The organism is Vibrio sp. TAP-3B (assembly GCF_057784735.1).
Window position 1 is genome coordinate 2,448,162 of record NZ_CM173495.1, and the last position, 18,103, is coordinate 2,466,264.

14 protein-coding genes, 6 tRNA genes and 3 rRNA genes are annotated in these 18,103 nt (G+C 47.7%); 17 read left to right on the top strand and 6 right to left on the bottom strand.

Annotated elements, in window-relative coordinates; translation table 11 throughout:
- Positions 1-41: 41 nt before the first annotated feature.
- Positions 42-989 (bottom strand): methionyl-tRNA formyltransferase, encoded by a 948-nt coding sequence (gene fmt, locus AC3D28_RS11545; protein WP_488534820.1) that lies wholly within the window; start codon positions 987-989, stop codon positions 42-44.
- Between the two features lie 36 nt (positions 990-1,025).
- Positions 1,026-1,544, bottom strand: a complete 519-nt coding sequence (def, locus tag AC3D28_RS11550; RefSeq protein WP_098416965.1) for a peptide deformylase — start codon at positions 1,542-1,544, stop codon at positions 1,026-1,028.
- A gap of 137 nt (positions 1,545-1,681) precedes the next feature.
- Here def and AC3D28_RS11555 point away from each other — a divergent pair, with 137 nt between their 5' ends.
- The 4 genes from AC3D28_RS11555 to AC3D28_RS11570 all read left to right on the top strand — a co-directional run bounded on the left by AC3D28_RS11555 (position 1,682) and on the right by AC3D28_RS11570 (position 5,002).
- The gene (locus AC3D28_RS11555; protein ID WP_488534821.1) at positions 1,682-2,776 is read left to right on the top strand and encodes a LysM peptidoglycan-binding domain-containing protein; all 1,095 of its coding nucleotides are present in this window, start codon (positions 1,682-1,684) and stop codon (positions 2,774-2,776) included.
- On the top strand, positions 2,760-3,869 hold the full coding sequence (dprA, locus tag AC3D28_RS11560) for a DNA-processing protein DprA (RefSeq protein WP_488534822.1): 1,110 nt from the start codon (positions 2,760-2,762) through the stop codon (positions 3,867-3,869). The genes AC3D28_RS11555 and dprA overlap by 17 nt, the downstream gene beginning before the upstream one ends.
- Positions 3,870-3,871: 2 nt before the next feature.
- A complete protein-coding gene (locus tag AC3D28_RS11565; RefSeq protein ID WP_098416960.1) occupies positions 3,872-4,351 on the top strand; it encodes a DUF494 family protein in 480 nt (159 codons plus the stop codon).
- Between the two features lie 81 nt (positions 4,352-4,432).
- Positions 4,433-5,002 carry a DNA topoisomerase family protein gene (locus AC3D28_RS11570; protein WP_488534823.1) on the top strand — a complete coding sequence of 190 codons (570 nt, stop codon included), beginning with the start codon at positions 4,433-4,435 and terminating at the stop codon, positions 5,000-5,002.
- Between the two features lie 72 nt (positions 5,003-5,074).
- On the opposite strand, the gene AC3D28_RS11575 is transcribed toward AC3D28_RS11570, so the two are convergent.
- Entirely contained in the window at positions 5,075-6,196 is a 1,122-nt protein-coding gene (locus AC3D28_RS11575) for a 5-(carboxyamino)imidazole ribonucleotide synthase (protein WP_488534824.1), read from the bottom strand.
- Between the two features lie 4 nt (positions 6,197-6,200).
- Positions 6,201-6,686 (bottom strand): 5-(carboxyamino)imidazole ribonucleotide mutase, encoded by a 486-nt coding sequence (purE, locus tag AC3D28_RS11580; RefSeq protein ID WP_488534825.1) that lies wholly within the window; start codon positions 6,684-6,686, stop codon positions 6,201-6,203.
- A 199-nt stretch (positions 6,687-6,885) separates the two neighbouring features.
- Between purE and tsaC the strand changes: the two genes are divergently transcribed.
- The 4 genes from tsaC to AC3D28_RS11600 all read left to right on the top strand — a co-directional run bounded on the left by tsaC (position 6,886) and on the right by AC3D28_RS11600 (position 9,596).
- Entirely contained in the window at positions 6,886-7,443 is a 558-nt protein-coding gene (gene tsaC / locus AC3D28_RS11585) for an L-threonylcarbamoyladenylate synthase type 1 TsaC (protein ID WP_488534826.1), read from the top strand.
- Positions 7,444-7,490: 47 nt separating this feature from the next.
- On the top strand, positions 7,491-8,408 hold the full coding sequence (hemF, locus tag AC3D28_RS11590) for an oxygen-dependent coproporphyrinogen oxidase (RefSeq protein ID WP_488534827.1): 918 nt from the start codon (positions 7,491-7,493) through the stop codon (positions 8,406-8,408).
- 87 nt (positions 8,409-8,495) lie between these two features.
- Positions 8,496-9,329, top strand: a complete 834-nt coding sequence (gene aroE / locus AC3D28_RS11595; RefSeq protein WP_488534828.1) for a shikimate dehydrogenase — start codon at positions 8,496-8,498, stop codon at positions 9,327-9,329.
- 3 nt (positions 9,330-9,332) lie between these two features.
- A complete protein-coding gene (locus AC3D28_RS11600; protein WP_098416949.1) occupies positions 9,333-9,596 on the top strand; it encodes a DUF1488 family protein in 264 nt (87 codons plus the stop codon).
- A gap of 16 nt (positions 9,597-9,612) precedes the next feature.
- Here the strand turns inward: AC3D28_RS11600 and AC3D28_RS11605 are convergent, their stop codons facing one another.
- Entirely contained in the window at positions 9,613-10,161 is a 549-nt protein-coding gene (locus AC3D28_RS11605; protein ID WP_488534829.1) for a gamma carbonic anhydrase family protein, read from the bottom strand.
- 536 nt (positions 10,162-10,697) lie between these two features.
- Here AC3D28_RS11605 and AC3D28_RS11610 point away from each other — a divergent pair.
- The 9 genes from AC3D28_RS11610 to AC3D28_RS11650 all read left to right on the top strand — a co-directional run bounded on the left by AC3D28_RS11610 (position 10,698) and on the right by AC3D28_RS11650 (position 16,372).
- Positions 10,698-12,250, top strand: a 16S ribosomal RNA gene (locus tag AC3D28_RS11610).
- A gap of 88 nt (positions 12,251-12,338) precedes the next feature.
- A tRNA-Glu gene (locus AC3D28_RS11615) sits at positions 12,339-12,414 on the top strand.
- A gap of 2 nt (positions 12,415-12,416) precedes the next feature.
- Positions 12,417-12,492: transfer RNA gene (locus tag AC3D28_RS11620), tRNA-Lys, on the top strand.
- A gap of 13 nt (positions 12,493-12,505) precedes the next feature.
- A tRNA-Ala gene (locus AC3D28_RS11625) sits at positions 12,506-12,581 on the top strand.
- A 35-nt stretch (positions 12,582-12,616) separates the two neighbouring features.
- Positions 12,617-12,692 (top strand) — tRNA-Val (locus AC3D28_RS11630).
- Positions 12,693-12,985: 293 nt separating this feature from the next.
- A 23S ribosomal RNA gene (locus AC3D28_RS11635) occupies positions 12,986-15,875 on the top strand.
- Positions 15,876-15,989: 114 nt separating this feature from the next.
- Positions 15,990-16,106: ribosomal RNA gene (gene rrf / locus AC3D28_RS11640) — 5S ribosomal RNA — on the top strand.
- The 16S, 23S and 5S rRNA genes sit together here with 6 tRNA genes alongside, the layout of an rRNA operon.
- Positions 16,107-16,150: 44 nt before the next feature.
- A tRNA-Asp gene (locus tag AC3D28_RS11645) sits at positions 16,151-16,227 on the top strand.
- A gap of 68 nt (positions 16,228-16,295) precedes the next feature.
- Positions 16,296-16,372 (top strand) — tRNA-Trp (locus AC3D28_RS11650).
- 757 nt (positions 16,373-17,129) lie between these two features.
- Here the strand turns inward: AC3D28_RS11650 and ilvY are convergent.
- Positions 17,130-18,020, bottom strand: a complete 891-nt coding sequence (gene ilvY / locus AC3D28_RS11655; protein ID WP_098416946.1) for an HTH-type transcriptional activator IlvY — start codon at positions 18,018-18,020, stop codon at positions 17,130-17,132.
- Positions 18,021-18,103 lie beyond the last annotated feature (83 nt).

Genomic DNA, 18,103 nt, shown 5'->3' on the forward strand with positions numbered 1-18,103 from the left:
TAAAAGTTCGTATTATTGGGGATGATAACCCCTAGTATGGTTTAAACCAGCAGAGTGCCGACTTCAAACCAAGCCGCTCGTGAGTTCAGAATATCCTGAACTGACATGGCTTTTTTGCCAGGAACTTGCAGTTGTTCCAATATCAGTACGCCGTTGCCTGTGGCCACGTAAATGCCGGTTTTATCTGCCTGAATGATAGTACCGGCAGGCTTATCGCTAGTTTGCTCTGCCACACGGCTTTGCCACACTTTAATGCTGTTTTCAGCCGCGATAAAGTGGCTCATTGGCCATGGGTTAAATGCACGAACGCAGCGCTCGATGTGCGCCGCATCGTCGTTCCAGTTGATGCGTGCTTCTTCTTTGCTGAGTTTCTTTGCGTAGTTCGCTAGCTCATCGTCTTGCTTCACTGGCACTGCTTTACCCGCCGCAATGTCGTCTAGGCAATCAATCAATGCTTCTGGGCCAAGCTCTGCCAGCTTTTCGTACATTGAAGCGCTGGTATCCGTCGCTTCGATTGGCAAGGTCGCAATCTTCAGCATATCACCGGTATCGAGACCGATGTCCATCTGCATGATGGTCACGCCTGTTTCGGTATCGCCCGCCCAAATAGAGCGTTGGATAGGCGCGGCACCACGCCAACGAGGTAAGATGGAGCCATGTACGTTGATACAACCCAGTTTAGGGGTATCAAGAACCGCTTGTGGCAGTAGCATACCGTACGCCACGACAACCATTAGATCGGCGTTCAGATCGGCAAGTTCTTGCTTCGCTTCGTCGGACTTAAAGCTTTCAGGTTGGTAAACCGGGATGTTGTGTTCCAGCGCCAGTTGTTTTACCGGTGGCGCAGCCAATTTCTTGCCACGACCCGCTGGACGATCTGGGTTTGTGTAAACCGCGATGACTTCGTGCTCCGAAGACAACAACGCCGCCAAGTGACGGGCGGCGAAATCTGGAGTACCTGCAAAGACAATACGTAAAGACTGACTCAAGGTAGGCTTCCTTCTGATTAATTTGTAGTAACTAGATTAAGCGCTGTGCTGTTTCTCGTTAAAGCGTTTGATTTTTGCTAGCTTGTCTTGAATACGCTTACGCTTGAGTGGCGATAAGTAGTCAACGAACAGTTTACCTTGTAGGTGGTCCAGTTCGTGTTGAATACAAATTGCGAGCAGATCGTCCGCGTCAAAGGTGAGCTCTTTGCCTTCGCGATCGAGAGCTTTAACCGTCACTTCCGCAGCGCGAGGCACAAGTGCGCGTGCGCCGGGTACCGACAGACAGCCTTCTTCAATGCCATCTTCGCCACGCTTTTCCAGAATCTCAGGGTTGATCAGCACCATCGGCTCATCACGAGTTTCTGAAATATCAATCACTACGATACGTTGGTGGATATCAACCTGTGTTGCTGCTAGGCCAATACCTTCTTCGTCGTACATGGTTTCGATCATGTCATCGACGATTTTTTGGATCTCAGGAGTCACCGCTTCCACAGGCTTCGCGACTGTGCGCAGGCGATCATCTGGAAATGTTAATACTTGTAATACAGACATATTCACTCGAAATATTGAACTGTGCCGAAACAGCACAAACCTTGTTGGCTCAATTCTAGACATTTTATAGCCTAAATGACAGCATCCTTGCACCAATTTCCATTCCGATTACTGCTAATAGACCAAGGACGAAGGTCATGAATCGAATTTTCCGTAACGTAGCGAGTGTTACGTTGCCGTTACTTTTCTCTTTCAATACCGTAGCAAATACAGCCGCGAAACCACTGACCGTAAAAGATGATGCCCCCCAGACGTATGTTGTGGTTAAGGGCGATACGTTATGGGACATTTCGGCGATGTACCTCGACAGCCCTTGGTTGTGGCCTCGTTTGTGGCAAGTGAATCCCGAGATTGATAATCCGCACTTAATATACCCTGGAGATAAGCTGTCTTTAGTGTGGATTAACGGTCAACCGGTATTGAGCTTAAAGCCAGTCAAAAAATTGAGCCCTAAAGCGCGCATCACGGAAAAGAAAGCCGTGCCAACGGTATCAGAAGGGTTAGTTACCCCTTACTTAAAATCGGACCGGTTGGTCGATGATGCTACTTTAGAAAATGCGGCTAAAGTAATGGGCAGTAATAAGGGCAGTAAATACCTGACGGCAGAAGATACGTTGTACATCAGTGGTGAGCAAACAGCGACAGGCTGGGCTATTTATCGTCCTGTCGAAACCTTTTCTCGTGATGATGTGTCGCATCAGATCACCGCACTGCGTTTGATTGCGAAAGGTGAGTTGGTAGAAGCTACGAGGGATTATTCTGGGTTACAAATTACGTCACAGCTGCAAGAGATCTTACGTAACGACATCGCTTTGCCAAATCAAATGTTAGAGAGCGGGAAATTTACCACTACATTTTACCCATTACCTTCCCCTCATGGCAGTTCGGCGAAGTTACTCGGCAATATCGAAGGCATCCGCTTTAGTTCGACTAATCAGGTGGTGGTGATTGACAAAGGGACGGCAGATAAGCTGCAACAAGGAAGCATTTTTGACCTAAAAGAAGATGCGCATCCGGTTTATCAAGATGGCGACCACTTCAAAAAAGATTTCGGTGTGCTTGATAAGGAAATTACGTTACCACAGAGTAAAGTGGGCGAGTTAGTAGTGATTCGCCCTTATGAGTATTTCAGTTTAGCTTTGATCACCAATAGTACTAAGCCTATCAATAACAAGGTCTCTGTGGTTTCGCCTCTCACTCAAGAGCCAACCACTGATGACGACACGCAATGATAGCGACCTTGCTGCTTGGCTTAAGCTGAGTTGCTTGCCAGGCATTGGCGGGGTCAAAATGAATAAGCTGCTTGCCAGAGATACGCCGCGTAACATCGTCAACTTCTCTCCTGAAGAGCTGCAACAACTAGGATTAACGACAAAGCAAATCCAAGCATGGGCTTCAACGGACAAGGAAGTTGAAGCCTGCTTAACTTGGCTTGATACTTCTCCAAATCATCATATCCTGACACTGAATGACCCACTTTATCCTCCACAACTCAAACAAATTGTAGCACCGCCCCCATTACTGTTTGTCCAAGGAAGTCTTGCGTATTTGTCTCAACCGCAGATTGCGATAGTGGGCAGTCGCAATGCGAGTATTGATGGTCTGCAACATGCGCGCACATTTGCAGCGGAGTTTGTTCAGCATGATTTGATTGTCACCAGTGGCTTAGCCTTAGGCATTGATGGTCATGCCCACGACGGGGCATTGCAAGCGAAAGGCAAGACAATTGCCGTGCTTGGTTCTGGATTGCAGCATATTTACCCGGCTCGTCATCATGGCCTCGCCAAGCGAGTGGTCGACAATGGCGCACTTGTGTCTGAATTTCGTCCCAACGCTAAACCTCGAGCTGAAAACTTTCCGCGCCGAAATCGCATTATTAGTGGATTATCGCTGGGTGTGCTCGTGGTGGAGGCGGCGGGGAAAAGTGGCTCTCTCATTACGGCTCGGTATGCACTTGAACAAGGACGTGAAGTCTTTGCTTTACCTGCTTCGATTCACGCGCCGAATGCCAGTGGTGGTAACCAATTGATTCGTCATGGCGCTTGCCTCGTAGAAAAGACTCAAGATGTCTTGGATGAAATACAATCCTTGCTTGCTTGGTCTATTAATCAGGGTATTGATTTATTTTCTACGTTAAATGATGAAGAAGAATTGCCATTTCCTCAGCTGTTAGCTAACGTAGGAACTGAAGCTACACCGGTTGATATTCTTGCAAACAGGACCCATATACCTGTCCAAGAAGTCATGATGCAGCTCTTAGAGCTAGAACTCTCTGGGCATGTTGTTGCGGTTTCAGGTGGCTATATTCGAAAGGGGAGGGGCTAGCTATGATGATGGATATACTGATGTATCTATTCGAAACCTACATCCATAGCGATGCAGAGTTACAGGTCGAACAAGACGAGTTGGAAGAGGAGTTGCTTCGTGCCGGCTTTCAGCAAAAAGATATCTATAAAGCCCTTGTCTGGTTAGAAGAGCTAGCTGCGCTGCAACAAAGTGATACCTCTTCGGCTATCTCGACTTGCATGGCATCGTCATCGACTCGTATCTACACCGCGAAAGAGATGCAACGTTTGGATTTAGAATGCCGAGGTTTTCTGTTATTCCTCGAGCAAGTGAATGTACTGACGACAGAAACGCGTGAAATGGTGGTTGACCGTGTGATGGGGCTTGAAACCAACGAGTTTGAGCTAGAAGATCTCAAGTGGATCATTTTGATGGTGCTGTTTAATGTGCCGGGCAATGAAAACGCTTATACGCTGATGGAAGAGCTGTTGTATACCAAAGAGCAAGGAATTCTTCACTAAACCTAATCTAGATAAGTTCGAGTTCAATGACATAAGAACGCGAGCTTGTCTATTTGGTGTGCCTTTCATTAAACGGTGACTATGAGTAGTAAAATCGACAACAATCTGTTCCCTGCCCATGAACATGCCTTGGAGCATCAACTGTGCCCTAAATGCGGTGCAGAGTTGATGGTCAAACACGGTAAACACGGTCCATTTCTCGGCTGTAGCCATTACCCCAGCTGTGATTACATTAAAGCATTGCACAACAACGATGGTCACATCGTCAAAGAACTGGGTGTTCCGTGCCCAGATTGTGGTAACGAGTTAGTGTTACGCCAAGGTCGATATGGAATGTTTGTCGGCTGTAGTCATTATCCTGCTTGTCATCACATCGAGTCGATTAATCAGCCTGAACCAGAAAAGCAACCCGAGCCTCAGCATGCTTGCCCAGAATGTGGTCAAGGACAGCTCGTTGAGCGTAAAACGCGTTTCGGTAAAACATTTTATGCTTGTGATAACTACCCTAAATGCAAGTTTGCAGTGAACCTACCGCCGGTCAAAGGCCGCTGCCCAGAGTGTGATTTTGCTTTGCTGGTTAAGAAGAAGCTTGGGAGAGGTGTGAAGTTACAATGCGCCAATCGCAAGTGTCAGCATGCGCAAGTTCAGTAAACGTACGTACGAATTAAAAAGGGTCGCATCATGCGGCCCTTTGTTGTTTGTGTGGCTAGGTTTTAAGTGTGATTACTTGGCGAACTCATGCACAGCAGGAAAGGTGTTCTGATCCAGAACGTCCGCTAGCGCGCATAGTCTACGATGCAGCTCGCCAGGGTAGTCACCACACACGTTGATATGACCCATCTTACGCCCAGCCCGTTTCTCTTTGCCATACCAGTGGATATGGCAACCGTGCATGGCTAAAAGTGCTTTTGGCAACGTATCTTCGCCCAAAATATTAATCATTGAGGTTTCGCGAACCAACTTAGTGCTACCAAGTGGCATGCCACATACCGCGCGCAGGTGGTTTTCAAACTGACAGGTTTCCGCACCTTGCTGTGTCCAGTGAGCGGAGTTGTGCACACGTGGAGCAATCTCATTCACTAACAGCGTGCCATCGACATCAAAGAACTCGAGCGCCAATACGCCAACGTAGTTTAGATTATCTGCGATGGCCGTGAACATCTGCTTGGCTTGAGCTTGAAGCTCTGGTGCATCAATAGCGGTAGATAAGCTCAACACGCCATTGGTGTGGATGTTTTCTGCCAGTGGGTAAACCTCAATACTACCATCTTTACCGCGTGCGCCGACTAACGATACTTCACGCGTAAAGGGCACAAACACTTCCGCGACGATGACTTGATTTGGTGTGGCTGCGATGCACTCGGCCATTTCTGTCCAGATAGCATCCACTTGAGCAGTTTGTTTCAAACGCCATTGGCCTTTGCCATCGTAACCGCCTAATGCACTTTTCAGTACCATTGGCATGCCGACATGTTCAATGGCGCGCTCAAAATCTTCACGTTTTTCAATCACGTAGTATTTTGCGTTACGTACGCCAGCCTTATCGAGTAGGGCTTTTTCAAGGCGGCGGTCACCGCCTGCTTTGATCGCTTCGGCACTAGGAAGGAATTTTCCACTTGCTTCACTGGTGTCGAGTACATCGTGGGGGATGTGTTCGAATTCTGCGGTGATCATATCCACTTGTTCAATCGCATTGTCCAAGCCATGGCCAAGTACGTGTTGAGTAAGAGGGTGGACGATATTCCCGCTGCCCACATCGTAAGCGGAGATTTGGATATTTAGTGGCGCACCAGCCAGAGACATCATACGGGCCAATTGACCCGCACCAAGAACCAATACATGCATCTGATTAATCCTCTGCTGGGTTTGGGTTCGCCAGTACGGTTTCCGTTTGTTTGTTACGGAACGCTTCGACTTTCTCCATGATGTTTTCATCATGCGTACCTAGAATTTGTGCGGCTAGAATACCTGCATTTGCGGCGCCGGCTTCGCCAATCGCTAGCGTACCAACCGCGATGCCTTTTGGCATTTGTACGATAGAAAGTAGCGAATCTAGCCCTTTTAACGCGCGAGACTGAACGGGCACCCCAAGCACTGGAACACTCGTAAACGCTGCGGCCATCCCTGGTAGATGAGCCGCGCCGCCCGCGCCCGCGATGATTACTTTAATACCACGCTCTTTTGCACTGCTGGCATAGTCTGCCAATAATTGAGGAGTTCGGTGAGCTGACACCACTTTTGTTTCGTACGACACGCCAAACTGATCCAACATGTCTGCTGCTAGTTTCATGGTTGGCCAATCTGACTTAGAACCCATGATGATACCGACTTTCATCTCACACTCCTTTAAGCTGCAAAAATTAGATGAGCTATAAAATTGTGCGCATTATACGGGGATTTTTATCTCAAGCAAACGTTTGCCTTTGTCGTGGACGCTATTGATACATTTTATAAACAAATTGCTTTAGTCTCTGAGAATGAATGTTTGTACACTAACGTGTAAATGTAAAAGTCAGATAATCAGGAAATCATTGGTGGATAACTTTGAACAGGTGCTGAGTGCGCTACAACAAGGCGAAGTGATAGCCTATCCAACAGAAGGGGTTTTTGGTGTCGGATGCGATCCAGATAACCCAGAAGCAATCCAAAAACTGCTGGAGCTGAAGCAGCGTCCGGTCGAAAAGGGACTGATTCTTATCGCTGCGAGTTATGAGCAGTTATTACCTTACATTGATGAATCTCAATTGACACAAGAGCAGCTAGATAACGTTCATGCAACTTGGCCGGGTCCGTACACGTGGATTATGCCAGCAAGTGATAAAGTATCGAGTTGGGTTTCAGGGCAGTTTGATTCGATTGCTGTGCGTGTGACCGACCATTCTTTAGTACAAAATATGTGTAATGCATTCGGAAAGCCGTTAACCTCTACCAGCGCGAATCTTTCCGGCTTGCCACCGTGTATGACCACGGAAGAAGTCAAAGAGCAATTGGGTGACAAGCTGGTGGCCATTCTTCGTGGTGAAACCAGCGGCCGTGATAAACCCAGCGAGATTCGTGACGCCAAAACTTCACAAATATTAAGACAGGGCTAACCCTGCTTGCCAGCAATCAATAGGTATCACGTAATAGGTAATAACGTATGTCAGCAATCGATAAGTACGCCGTAAAGCAGTTCCTGATGTCGCTTCAGGATTCCATTTGTCAGCAGTTAGAACAAGAAGATGGAAAGGCCGTCTTTGTCGAAGATGCATGGCAGCGTGAACCGGGCGAGCGCCTTGGTGGCGGTGGGCGTTCACGTGTTCTGCGTGATGGTCACATTTTTGAACAGGGTGGAGTGAACTTTTCTCACGTTGAAGGGAAAGAAATGCCAGCGTCAGCAACGGCTCACCGTCCCGAGCTTGCAGGACGACGCTTTGAAGCGATGGGGGTCTCTTTAGTGATTCACCCTAAAAATCCTTATGTACCGACTTCTCATGCCAATGTGCGCTTCTTTATTGCTGAGAAAGAGGGCGAAGCACCAATATGGTGGTTTGGTGGTGGTTTTGACCTGACACCTTTCTACCCTTTCGAAGAAGACTGCCAGTCTTGGCACAATACGGCGAAAGCCATCTGTGCTCCATTTGGTGATGACGTGTATGCCGAACACAAAGCATGGTGTGATAAGTACTTCTTCTTGCCACATCGCAACGAAACACGCGGTGTGGGTGGTTTGTTCTTCGATGATTTGAATCATTGGGAATTCGATAAGTGTTTTGATTACATCAAAGCGGTGGGCGAAGGTTTCTGCCTCGCTTATCTGCCCATCGTCGCTCGTCGCAAAGATATTGAATATGGCGAACGTGAGCGTGACTTCCAGCTGTATCGTCGTGGCCGCTATGTTGAGTTTAACTTAGTGTACGATCGTGGCACCTTATTTGGTTTGCAAAGTGGCGGGCGCACGGAGTCGATTCTGATGTCGATGCCGCCATTAGCACGCTGGGAATATAGTTACCAACCTGCACTGGGCACTCCTGAAGCCGAGCTTTACGAGCAATACCTAAAACCACGTGAGTGGTAAGTGTGGAATCTCCTTTTCTATATAGATAGATAGTGATAGGGTCATTTGTAATCAGATGGCTCTGTTTTTCTCTATAAAGGTAAAGAAATGACCCGGCAAATCGATCGCTATGCTGTGTTTGGTAATCCGATTGGGCACAGTAAGTCGCCATTCATCCAGACACTCTTTGCTCGGCAAACCAATCAATCACTGATCTATACCGCAGAAACGGCACCTATTGATGGCTTTATTGAAGCCGCAAAGACGTTTTTTGCTGACGGCGGCAAAGGATGTAACGTGACCTTGCCTTTTAAAGAAGACGCCTATCTATTTGCCAATCGTTTGACCGAACGTGCTCAACTGGCCGGGGCTGTGAATACACTTAAAAAGCTGGATGATGGTGAAATAATCGGTGATAACACAGATGGTGCTGGCTTAGTACAAGATTTAGTGCAGCACCAAGTGGTTTTAGAAGGTGCCCGTATTCTGATCATCGGGGCTGGTGGTGCCGCTCGTGGCGTGGTCAAGCCATTGCTCGATCAAACACCAACATCATTAACCATCACCAATCGCACTTTTGCTAAAGCGGAAGGACTAGCAGAGTTGTTTTCAGCTTATGGTCCTGTCAAAGCAAAAGAGATGAGTGCCATTACTGAAGCGTACGATCTCATTATCAATTCAACGTCTGCTTCATTAAGTGGTGAGCTTCCTGATATCTCATCTACTATTTTCGCAGCAAACAGCACCGGCTATGACATGATGTATGGCAAAGGTGAAACAGCATTCAATCAATGGGCGAAAGAACATGGCGCTGCTCATGTGTATGATGGATTAGGGATGTTGGTCGGCCAAGCGGCTGAGAGTTTTATGCTATGGCGAGGCTTACGTCCGGGGGCCAAACAGATTTTACGTGAATTAAGAAAGAACCTTGAAGGTCAATAATCAATGAACCAAGCCATTTTGTTCCCAGATCTGCAGTCGTGGGATGAATCTTCCCAATCGGTAAACTTTCCAGCACAGCAGGCGGGCGCACTTATCGAATGCTATGTAACAAAACAGAAACTGGCAACAATGAATCGGTCGGACGTTGAAGGTGAGCGACAAGCAATGGAGGCATTTTTAGCCTGCCGATTTGATCTGGAAGAAATCGCCGAAGAATTGATAGAAGATGAAGCCTTCGATGAAGAAGGCCACATTGTGATTGTATAATGGGGTCATTGAAGAACTAACTAATGACTTCGACTTCATTCAAGTAGTCATTTTTATTCTTAACATAATTATCAGAAGACGTTTGTAAAAAGGCTTGTTCTTTTTCTGATAAAGGACGAGCTTGTTTCACTGGCCTGCCGACATAGAGATAACCGCTTTCTAATACTTTGCCTGGTGGTACCAAACTGCCGGCGCCAATCATCACTTCAGATTGAATGACCGCACCATCAAGAACAATAGTCCCCATCCCAATCAACACTCGATCATGAATCTCACAACCGTGGAGCATCACCTTGTGGCCAATAGTGACATCACTACCAATAATCAATGGATAGCCATTTGGGTTTTCAACATTCTTATGGGTGACATGTAAAACACTGCCATCTTGGATGTTCGTCCGCTCGCCAATGTTAATATGATTTACATCTCCACGTGCGGCTACTAATGGCCAAATGCTAGAATCGTCCCCAATACGGATATCTCCAACTAACACTGAGGTAGAGTCGACGTAAACACGCTCACCAAGTTGAGGTTTTATCCCTTTGTAGTTTCTTATTGAATTCATCTTTTCTCCTTAACTAGGGTGATTAATTGGGGATATAAAGTTAGAAGAGTCGTAAAAACTCTCCTTTAGAATAAAAAACACTCAAACAGCGGAAAAATCAAAGAAAATGACAAAAATGGCTTGCCAATGTGATCGCAATCCCTATAATGCCACCTCGCTGACAGGGCAACGTCTTCGAATGAGACGGAGTCTGAGTTAGCAAGCCAAATTAGCCAAGCGGAAACGCTTAAAGAAAGTTTAAAAAAAAGTGATTGACACTAAACTTTAACTCGCTAAAATGGCCGTCCGATTTGAGCAGGGCTCAATCGGCAAGCTCTTTAACAATATAGACCTATCAATCTGTGTGGGCACTCGTTGATGATAATCGAATTAGAAGCTTTTGCTTCAAATACGGTTTCAATGAACTGAGTGACCAATCGAGATTAACTTGTTTAATCTTGGCACAGTCAATTCATTATCGTTCTGTTGGAACGATAATAGCTTTAAAATTACGTTTGTAGTTTTGAAGTCAGTATTCGTTGAGCCGACAAAATCTTAAATTGAAGAGTTTGATCATGGCTCAGATTGAACGCTGGCGGCAGGCCTAACACATGCAAGTCGAGCGGAAACGACAACATTGAGCCTTCGGGTGATTTGTTGGGCGTCGAGCGGCGGACGGGTGAGTAATGCCTAGGAAATTGCCCTGATGTGGGGGATAACCATTGGAAACGATGGCTAATACCGCATAATGCCTACGGGCCAAAGAGGGGGACCTTCGGGCCTCTCGCGTCGGGATATGCCTAGGTGGGATTAGCTAGTTGGTGAGGTAAGAGCTCACCAAGGCGACGATCCCTAGCTGGTCTGAGAGGATGATCAGCCACACTGGAACTGAGACACGGTCCAGACTCCTACGGGAGGCAGCAGTGGGGAATATTGCACAATGGGCGCAAGCCTGATGCAGCCATGCCGCGTGTATGAAGAAGGCCTTCGGGTTGTAAAGTACTTTCAGTCGTGAGGAAGGGGATATCGTTAATAGCGGTATTCTTTGACGTTAGCGACAGAAGAAGCACCGGCTAACTCCGTGCCAGCAGCCGCGGTAATACGGAGGGTGCGAGCGTTAATCGGAATTACTGGGCGTAAAGCGCATGCAGGTGGTTTGTTAAGTCAGATGTGAAAGCCCGGGGCTCAACCTCGGAATAGCATTTGAAACTGGCAGGCTAGAGTACTGTAGAGGGGGGTAGAATTTCAGGTGTAGCGGTGAAATGCGTAGAGATCTGAAGGAATACCAGTGGCGAAGGCGGCCCCCTGGACAGATACTGACACTCAGATGCGAAAGCGTGGGGAGCAAACAGGATTAGATACCCTGGTAGTCCACGCCGTAAACGATGTCTACTTGGAGGTTGTGGCCTTGAGCCGTGGCTTTCGGAGCTAACGCGTTAAGTAGACCGCCTGGGGAGTACGGTCGCAAGATTAAAACTCAAATGAATTGACGGGGGCCCGCACAAGCGGTGGAGCATGTGGTTTAATTCGATGCAACGCGAAGAACCTTACCTACTCTTGACATCCAGAGAAGCCGGAAGAGATTCTGGTGTGCCTTCGGGAGCTCTGAGACAGGTGCTGCATGGCTGTCGTCAGCTCGTGTTGTGAAATGTTGGGTTAAGTCCCGCAACGAGCGCAACCCTTATCCTTGTTTGCCAGCGAGTAATGTCGGGAACTCCAGGGAGACTGCCGGTGATAAACCGGAGGAAGGTGGGGACGACGTCAAGTCATCATGGCCCTTACGAGTAGGGCTACACACGTGCTACAATGGCGCATACAGAGGGCGGCGAGCCAGCGATGGTGAGCGAATCCCAAAAAGTGCGTCGTAGTCCGGATTGGAGTCTGCAACTCGACTCCATGAAGTCGGAATCGCTAGTAATCGTGGATCAGAATGCCACGGTGAATACGTTCCCGGGCCTTGTACACACCGCCCGTCACACCATGGGAGTGGGCTGCAAAAGAAGTAGGTAGTTTAACCTTCGGGGGGACGCTTACCACTTTGTGGTTCATGACTGGGGTGAAGTCGTAACAAGGTAGCGCTAGGGGAACCTGGCGCTGGATCACCTCCTTATACGAAAGATTATTGCGATGAGTGTTCACACAGATTGATACGGTTTATAAAGTTTAAGAGAAAGTAAGTGCCCAACACTTACACTAGTGTCCCGTTCGTCTAGAGGCCTAGGACACCGCCCTTTCACGGCGGTAACAGGGGTTCGACTCCCCTACGGGATACCATTGGGTCGTTAGCTCAGTTGGTAGAGCAGTTGACTTTTAATCAATTGGTCGCAGGTTCGAATCCTGCACGACCCACCATTCTTCAAGATATGGGGCTATAGCTCAGCTGGGAGAGCGCCTGCCTTGCACGCAGGAGGTCTGCGGTTCGATCCCGCATAGCTCCACCATTATTGACGTCTACTACGAGACGAAAAACTTATGTGGGCGATTAGCTCAGTTGGGAGAGCACCTGCCTTACAAGCAGGGGGTCACTGGTTCGAGCCCGGTATCGCCCACCATCTTTAAGCGCATTCAATGAGTGCGTTTAAACATGGTTTTCATTAGAAAACTTTGCTCTTTAACAATTTGGAAAGCTGACTGATAACAACAACGTTGTTATCAAATAAAGTTCTCAATGTTTATCTTTAAGATAAACACCAAAACAACACATTCAAGTGTTCTTGGGAATATCACTATTGCAGTGATTATTCGAAATTGAGTCCGGCAAAATCGAAATGTCTCTCGCTCATTCAAATAATGAGAGACAACTTTGGTGATTTGAACATCAACTCGAAACTCCTTCGGGTTGTATGGTTAAGTGACTAAGCGTACACGGTGGATGCCTTGGCAGTCAGAGGCGATGAAGGACGTATTAACTTGCGATAAGCCCAGATTAGGCAGTAAAAGCCACTTGAGTCTGGGATTTCCGAATGGGGAAACCCACTTACATAAGTAAGTATCGCTGCGTGAATACATAGCGTAGCGAGGCGAACCGGGGGAACTGAAACATCTAAGTACCTCGAGGAAAAGAAATCAACCGAGATTCCGAAAGTAGCGGCGAGCGAAATTGGACTAGCCCTTAAGCTTTATAGGCGTCAGGTGAACAAGCTGGAAAGCTTGGCGATACAGGGTGATAGCCCCGTAACTGACGACGCATATGCAGTGAAATCGAGTAGGGCGGGACACGTGATATCCTGTCTGAATATGGGGGGACCATCCTCCAAGGCTAAATACTACTGACTGACCGATAGTGAACCAGTACCGTGAGGGAAAGGCGAAAAGAACCCCTGTGAGGGGAGTGAAATAGAACCTGAAACCGTGTACGTACAAGCAGTAGGAGCACCTTCGTGGTGTGACTGCGTACCTTTTGTATAATGGGTCAGCGACTTATATTCAGTGGCAAGGTTAACCATCTAGGGGAGCCGTAGCGAAAGCGAGTGTTAACTGCGCGACTTAGTCTCTGGATATAGACCCGAAACCAGGTGATCTAGCCATGGGCAGGTTGAAGATTGAGTAACATCAATTGGAGGACCGAACCGACTAATGTTGAAAAATTAGCGGATGACTTGTGGCTAGGGGTGAAAGGCCAATCAAACCTGGAGATAGCTGGTTCTCCCCGAAAGCTATTTAGGTAGCGCCTCGGACGAATACTACTGGGGGTAGAGCACTGTTAAGGCTAGGGGGTCATCCCGACTTACCAACCCTTTGCAAACTCCGAATACCAGTAAGTACTATCCGGGAGACACACGGCGGGTGCTAACGTCCGTCGTGGAGAGGGAAACAACCCAGACCGCCAGCTAAGGTCCCAAATTACTACTAAGTGGGAAACGATGTGGGAAGGCTCAGACAGCCAGGATGTTGGCTTAGAAGCAGCCATCATTTAAAGAAAGCGTAATAGCTCACTGGTCGAGTCGGCCTGCGCGGAAGATGTAACGGGGCTAAGTAGTAAACCGAAGCTGCGGCAATGCTCTTTGAGTATTGGGTAGGGGAGCGTTCTGTAAGCGGTTGAAGGTGTGTCGTAAGGCACGCTGGACGTATCAGAAGTGCGAATGCTGACATGAGTAACGATAATGGGGGTGAAAAACCTCCACGCCGGAAGACCAAGGGTTCCTGTCCAACGTTAATCGGGGCAGGGTGAGTCGACCCCTAAGGCGAGGCCGAAAGGCGTAGTCGATGGGAAACGGGTTAATATTCCCGTACTCAATCAAATTGCGATGGGGGGACGGAGAAGGCTAGGTGGGCCTGGCGACGGTTGTCCAGGTTCAAGTGCGTAGGCTGAAGAGTTAGGTAAATCCGGCTCTTTTTAAGGCTGAGACACGACGTCGAGCATCTACGGATGTGAAGTCATTGATGCCATGCTTCCAGGAAAAGCCTCTAAGCTTCAGATTTGATGGAATCGTACCCCAAACCGACACAGGTGGTCGGGTAGAGAATACCAAGGCGCTTGAGAGAACTCGGGTGAAGGAACTAGGCAAAATGGTACCGTAACTTCGGGAGAAGGTACGCTCTTGGCGGTGAAGTCCCTTGCGGATGGAGCTACTAGGAGTCGCAGATACCAGGTGGCTGCAACTGTTTATTAAAAACACAGCACTGTGCAAAATCGTAAGATGACGTATACGGTGTGACGCCTGCCCGGTGCCGGAAGGTTAATTGATGGGGTTAGACTTCGGTCGACGCTCTTGATCGAAGCCCCGGTAAACGGCGGCCGTAACTATAACGGTCCTAAGGTAGCGAAATTCCTTGTCGGGTAAGTTCCGACCTGCACGAATGGCGTAATGATGGCCACGCTGTCTCCACCCGAGACTCAGTGAAATTGAAATCGCTGTGAAGATGCAGTGTACCCGCGGCTAGACGGAAAGACCCCGTGAACCTTTACTACAGCTTGGCACTGAACATTGACCCTACATGTGTAGGATAGGTGGGAGCCTTTGAAGCACGTACGCCAGTATGTGTGGAGGCAACCTTGAAATACCACCCTTGTAGTGTCGATGTTCTAACTTAGCCCCCTCATCGGGGGTGAGGACAGTGCCTGGTGGGTAGTTTGACTGGGGCGGTCTCCTCCCAAAGCGTAACGGAGGAGCACGAAGGTGGGCTAAACACGGTTGGACATCGTGTGGTTAGTGCAATGGCATAAGCCCGCTTGACTGCGAGAATGACAATTCGAGCAGGTGCGAAAGCAGGTCATAGTGATCCGGTGGTTCTGAATGGAAGGGCCATCGCTCAACGGATAAAAGGTACTCCGGGGATAACAGGCTGATACCGCCCAAGAGTTCATATCGACGGCGGTGTTTGGCACCTCGATGTCGGCTCATCACATCCTGGGGCTGAAGTCGGTCCCAAGGGTATGGCTGTTCGCCATTTAAAGTGGTACGCGAGCTGGGTTTAGAACGTCGTGAGACAGTTCGGTCCCTATCTGCCGTGGGCGTTGGAGAATTGAAAGGGGCTGCTCCTAGTACGAGAGGACCGGAGTGGACGAACCTCTGGTGTTCGGGTTGTGTCGCCAGACGCATTGCCCGGTAGCTAAGTTCGGGATCGATAACCGCTGAAAGCATCTAAGCGGGAAGCGAGCCTTGAGATGAGTTCTCCCTGATACTTTAAGTATCCTAAAGGGTTGTCGTAGACTACGACGTTGATAGGCAGGGTGTGTAAGTGCTGCGAGGCATTGAGCTAACCTGTACTAATTGCCCGTGAGGCTTAACCATACAACACCCAAGGGGTTTTGATGGACTCAATACAAGAAAACTTGATTGTGTTAAGAACTGAAACAGCTTTCCAGATTATTAATTACTGCGTTGGCGGTAGTTAAAAAGAATTTGCTTGGCGACCATAGCGTTTTGGCCCCACCTGACTTCCATGCCGAACTCAGAAGTGAAACGAAATAGCGCCGATGGTAGTGTGGGGTTTCCCCATGTGAGAGTAGGACATCGCCAGGCTTTACATTATGGACATCCGTTTTTACAACGGGTGATACCACTGCGGAGTGGTAGTTCAGTTGGTTAGAATACCGGCCTGTCACGCCGGGGGTCGCGGGTTCGAGTCCCGTCCACTCCGCCATTTATTGAGAAGCCTCGCTTAGCGAGGTTTTTTTGAATCTATACTGTGATAAACTCTGGTTCAAATTTAGGGGTGTAGCTCCAATTGGCAGAGCAGCGGATTCCAAATCCGCGTGTTGGGAGTTCGAATCTCTCCACCCCTGCCAAATTTCCCTTAGGGGGATACTAAAAAGCCTCAACTTCGGTTGAGGCTTTTTAGTATCTAGCGTTATGAACTATTAACATGCTCCGGATTTATATCGTGCTGAGAAATTGACTCTTCAGAACTATCTATTGTCTCGAACACGCATTGGCAATGCGAGTAGAATATATCACTTAGAAAACAATCCTATACCACATCACGTAAACCTTTGAAACAATATCGTTATCATCAGTGAATTTTTGGTTCGCGCGATAGTGTTGTCGTCGCCAACTCTAAACCTGCCTATCCATTGTCGCAACAGCTGATGGCCTTCTCTGTCACGTCTGACGCTGACTCATGATTTCTTGGTTACCTAAGGCATAACTATACTGCCCCATGATACCTCTAGCAGGGTTGATTAAACCAAATAAATGAGTGTGTATTTGAATTTTTGCAGCTTCACCGTTCTAGTTCGAGTTCTTGTTCAGCTCAAAGGTAGAATCTGCTGTTTCCTGTGTCTTGCTTTGTCTGAAACCATATATCAACCACTCAACCACTCAACCTCTTATAGCCAAAGATCTTGAGAATTGTTTTTATTTTGATTTTTTAACATCGTCTTAAATTTAATATATGGGGCTGTTACGTTCGGATGGAAAGTAAGGGCGGCCGAGTACGTGCAGTCTGTCTAACCCTTCTTTAAGCCAAGTCTGAACCTACTTGTTAATACTGGTTCGATAGACTTTTAGGCATTTGAGTTAGAGCTTCCCCTTCCCTAGAGTGAATTAGGGAGTAATGAACTTATTCTCCGCCACTTTCCAAAAAGCTTTTACTAATGGGTTTTCCAGCTGGCTTTTAGTACAACAAACACCAAGTGCAAATGGTTTAATCGGTAATACTTTTAAGCGATTAATTTTCTCTTTCACAGGGCTGTTGTTGATCACGACGTCAGGTGCGATGCCAACGCCACATCCTAAGGCAACCATACTGACAATCGCTTCATGGCCTGAGGTCTGAGCATAGATTTTGGGCTTAATTTTCATTTTCTTGAGCCAAGTATTAGCCCTGTCCCTTGCTGTTCCAGCTTCAGGTAATATAAATGGAATCGCCGACCAGTTCGGTCGCTCTTTTTGCAGTTCTTTTGCAAAGGCGCTGACGCCCACAGGGGCAATTACTGACAGTGGAATTTCGCTGATTGTTTCAAATGCTATCTTATTTGGCATTTGTTCGGATTGGGCTGAAATAGCGATGTCGGCCTCATCGGCTAAGATTTTGTCGATCGCTTGCGCAGGATCACCAGTAGAAAGTTTAAACTCAATAAACGGATGCTGTAGACGAAAATCAGAAATCAATTCTGGGAGATGACTATAGCTTGCGGTTACCGAACAAAACAGGCGAATCTCCCCTTTGAGTTCTCCCACGGTTCCTTTTATATGGCTTTGATAGTGCTGCCACTCTCCGAGAATTTTTAATGCGACAGGGACAAGTTTCTTACCTTGAGTTGTCAGTTCGACGCTGCGATTGTCGCGCAGAAACAGTTGTTGATTGGTTTCTTCTTCTAACTTTTGTACCTGTCGGCTCAATGCTGAGGGGCTGATGTGCATCGCTGTGGCTGTTTTCGCAAAGCTCTTACTCTCACAGAGATGAATGAAAATTTGTAGGCTTTTGATGTTCATTAACTGCTCACTTCCATGTTGCATAAATTGCAATAACTAATTGTGAATATATCACTTTAAGCAATCAGGTGTCTGTTTTAGTA